This window comes from Romboutsia maritimum (genome assembly GCF_002251085.2).
GTDB lineage: Bacteria > Bacillota > Clostridia > Peptostreptococcales > Peptostreptococcaceae > Romboutsia_B > Romboutsia_B maritimum.
Genome location: NZ_NOJZ02000061.1, coordinates 1 through 3,947, shown reverse-complemented (window position 1 = coordinate 3,947; position 3,947 = coordinate 1). Strand labels below are relative to the sequence as shown.

The window sequence follows — 3,947 nt, the reverse complement described above, 5'->3', positions numbered from 1 at the left end:
TATTAATACTGAAACTTATAAAAGTGCCTTAGATAATAACATTCGAATGACTAATACAACAGTCGATTACATCCTTGAGGGTATAAATAAATATTTATTAGCATTGGCAAAAGAGCAAATCAAACTTGCTTTTATACAAAGTGAAAAAGAGGTTAAGGACTTACAACAAAGAACTAAGGAAGGAATACAAACGGCTAAATTAAATGGGAAACAAATTGGACAAGCTAAAGGCATTAAATTAACTACTAAAAAAAGCATACAAGCAAAAGAGCAAATACAAAACTATTCTAAGGACTTCAAAGGAATTTTAAAAGATATTGAAGTTATGAAGTTAATTGGTATTAGTAGAAATAGTTACTATAAATACAAAAAGGAGTTAATCGAGGAATTGAATAATAAAATATGAAAATACGGTGTATCATTTTAATATGGTATATCATTTTATATTTGGGAAAAATTTACACTTTAAATTGGCATTTTTATAAATGTATAATTATTATATTGCTAGACTTAAGACATAATCAAAATATGAAAGGTTAAATTAATAATGATACAAATTATAAAAAAAGAGTACAAAGAACTAGATAAAGCTATTAGAGATATAAATAAATTAGCTATTCAGTACGATTACTTTAAGGATTATAATATTATAACATCGCCAATAAATTCAAATTATATAGTATTACTAAAATATGATGTTCCTAAAAATTATAATTGCATTTCTACGTTAGACCTTGCAAAGATAAAAGCGAAAGGCTCATTTCATGTATTAAAATTTAACTACATGATAGAATTTTTAGATAAGAAGTTAGAAGAGCAAAGTTGGTCAAAGTATATTGAATGTAAAGTTTATAATGATAAACTTATAGAAATATTTGTAAATTTTGGTATGAAAGACTTTGGCAATATAGTTAAATTTAATTACATTGATGATGGTATTTTTAAGAATAAGTATATAAAAGTTTGCTTAAATGAATTTAAATTTTGTTCATATTTAGGTAGTGAAGTATGTAAAGAAAGAAATACTTTTATATGTGAGAATATAGATTATAAGGTTATATATGACCATATAATTAATGTTTATTTTCAAAGAGGATATTTACTTAACACAGATGGCTTAGAACATTTTAAAAAGACGTTGAAAATGGTATGTAACTTAATTAATGAAAGAAATTTAAACTCTAGTATAAGCTAGGGTTTTTATTATTTTATGAGCAATATTAGTTGTTAGAAATATAAAAAGGTACTTCTAGAGGGCGAGGGTTATGTGGGTATAGCTATTCCCGAGGTATCGCTTTTAAAATATAAAAAAATTTGGTTTACAAGTTTACAAAGTTGTTTAAAAGAAAAAAATATATTAATTTTAATGAACTTATTTGTAAACTAAAAAATAGATAGAATATGCTACAAAAATCCTATTAGATTTTAACTATAAAGTAACAATGCTACCCTTTTGCTACTAGAGTAAATAACTTTATTACATAGAGAAAGAGATAGATATATTCTTTTTTGTATCTTGTTATTTTTATTAACTTTAAAAAAAGTGTTGTCAAATTATGCTAAATAGAGTTACAATATGTAAAAATAACAATAACAAATATTACAAAAATAAATTAGAAAAAGAAATAAAATACAGACACGTATTACAATACATATTAAATCATGGAGGATAAAATGGAGTTATTAGAACATGGTGTAAATGCAAGGGAGTTTGCAAAAGCAACGGGTATGCACTTCAATACAGTATATAAAATGATTAAAAGGGGCGAAATAGAAGCAATCAAAGAAGGTAAAAGTTATATAATACCAAGTAATGAAGTTGAAAAATATACAAAAACAATATCTAATGAGTTATTAAAAAATGCAGAAAGTAAGTTAAATGCTTATATAGAATTACAACAAAAAGCAGAAGAATTTTTAAAAGATGATATAGGACATTTAATAACTGATTTCAAAGATGTAATTAAAATAAATAAGAATAATAAAAACATCATACATGATGAGGAATTATATGAAAACATTGAATTGATTAAAGTTGGGATAGAAAATATAGAGAAAACTAGAGAACATTATAATTTTATAAGTGAAATTATAAAAGAGCAAAAAGAACTTTGTAAGCAAATAGAAGCTACAAATGAAATGATAAAGAATGTATACCAATAAAAGAAGAACACTTGAAAAACTTACTAAAACAAGATTAAAAATAAAGCTTTATATAAGCAATTTTAAGGTCGGTCTAAAAAGTATATCCTTGCGAATTCACATTCTCAATTAAATAGAGTGTTAAGACGGTAAATCAAACACAAAAAACATTGTCTTTTTATAGTGAAAAGAGTTATAATGTAAACATAAAATAGAATACGAAAAAGCCTTAAACTTACAAGTATCAATCAAGTGCGGAAACACTTGAAAGATATTAAACCTACAAACTGTTGGAAGCAGTTAGCAAGAGTTATGTAAATCTAAGACTTTATCTATAAAAGAATTATACTTGAATTATATATGTTTTTCAATATGTAAAATATACAAGCATCTAAAATATAGATAAATTTTGATTATACAAGCCTTAACTAACAGAACAGTTAAGGCTTTTTTAATTCTAAAATTTACATATTTTGGAGGGTTAAAAAATGAGTAAAAAAGAATTAAAACAACAAATAAAAGACTTATGCGAGGTACTAAATTTTTACGTTGAGTATGTTGGAAATAGCGAAAAACATATTCAATCTATTATACAAATGGCTAAATTATCATCAATAATGAAAAGAGATTTAGAAAGTAGAGAAAGTAATCGAGAAATAAAGAAAAGAAAATTAACTAATGAATATATAAGAGAATTTGATAGCTTTGATATACAGGAAGCTTTAAATATAAGCAAAAAAGAAGCTAATAAAAAACTTAAAAACTTTGATTTTACTGTAAAAGAAAAAAATATAATCATGGACAAATTTAAAGGTAATGCTAAAACTTTTTTATTTGAATATGCTAAAAAAGCAATTTAACAACGTTACAAAACTTTTAAAATTATAAATTACATAGAGCCTATTAATTAATAGGCTCTAATAAGATAAATAACGGGGAAGTGTTGAAAATGAGTAATGCGACAGACTATTGTAAACATCTATTTGATGAAACAACAGATGGATACATACAAGTAATCAGATTAGAAGATAAAGATATTAAAATATACAATGGAAAAAATGAAGAATTAAGAGAAATAGTTGAGGTTGTAAAGGGTGATAAAGATGTATTTTTAGCACCAAATACAATGTATAGGAAACAAAGACGAGTACAGAATATAAGACAGTTTAGGGCTTTATTTCAAGACTTTGATTTAGTTGAACTAGGATATGAAAAAGCCGAAGTGGTTTATGCTATCTGGATATTGCATCATGAGGGCAAAATACCCGAACCAACTATGGTTACAGATAGTGGAAGGGGGATTCATGTTTATTGGAGGATTGAAAATGCACCTTATGGGGCTTTAAATACATGGCAAGAGTTACAAGACTATTTATATTATCAATTAAAGCATCTAGGGGCAGACAGAAAGTCAACGGATGGGGCTAGAGTATTAAGATTACCAAGTACAATAAATTCGAAAAGTAATACAGAATGTAAGGTTTTGCATATAAATAATGAATTAGAACACTCAATGTATGATTTAAGAGAAAAATATTTAAGTTATAAACCTAAACAATTACAATTCCAAGAAGCTAAAACAATAAAAGCTAATAACAAAGTAATTAGTAATCAGTTTTTTAATTCTTATAGTTTACATATTGCAAGAATTGAGGATATAGAAACTTTATGTAAATTAAGAAACTATGATATGAAAGGGATTAGAAATGCTTTAGTACATTGTTATACATATTGGAAGGGCATATATACAAGGGATTTAGATACCCTTGAAAGTGAAGTAATAGAATTTAACAACTCATTTATAG

4 protein-coding genes and 1 pseudogene are annotated in these 3,947 nt (G+C 25.1%); all 5 read left to right on the top strand.

What is annotated here, in order from left to right; translation table 11 throughout:
* Window positions 1-406 (top strand): annotated as a pseudogene (locus tag CHF27_RS13480) (recombinase family protein); the annotation flags it as partial.
* Between the two features lie 141 nt (window positions 407-547).
* Window positions 548-1,195, top strand: a complete 648-nt coding sequence (locus CHF27_RS13475; RefSeq protein ID WP_115976331.1) for a hypothetical protein — start codon at window positions 548-550, stop codon at window positions 1,193-1,195.
* A 479-nt stretch (window positions 1,196-1,674) separates the two neighbouring features.
* Entirely contained in the window at window positions 1,675-2,163 is a 489-nt protein-coding gene (locus CHF27_RS13470; RefSeq protein WP_158534779.1) for a helix-turn-helix domain-containing protein, read from the top strand.
* Between the two features lie 467 nt (window positions 2,164-2,630).
* Window positions 2,631-3,002 (top strand): hypothetical protein, encoded by a 372-nt coding sequence (locus CHF27_RS13465; protein WP_115976326.1) that lies wholly within the window; start codon window positions 2,631-2,633, stop codon window positions 3,000-3,002.
* Between the two features lie 89 nt (window positions 3,003-3,091).
* Window positions 3,092-3,947: DNA-binding response regulator (locus CHF27_RS13460; RefSeq protein ID WP_115976323.1), on the top strand; the 856-nt coding region annotated here is incomplete at its 3' end.

Excerpts from the sequence above, each read along its gene's own strand:
- CHF27_RS13475 (WP_115976331.1), top strand. The coding sequence starts at position 548 with ATGATACAAATTATAAAAAAAGAGTACAAAGAACTAGATAAAGCTATT.
- CHF27_RS13470 (WP_158534779.1), top strand. The coding sequence starts at position 1,675 with ATGGAGTTATTAGAACATGGTGTAAATGCAAGGGAGTTTGCAAAAGCA.
- CHF27_RS13465 (WP_115976326.1), top strand. The coding sequence starts at position 2,631 with ATGAGTAAAAAAGAATTAAAACAACAAATAAAAGACTTATGCGAGGTA.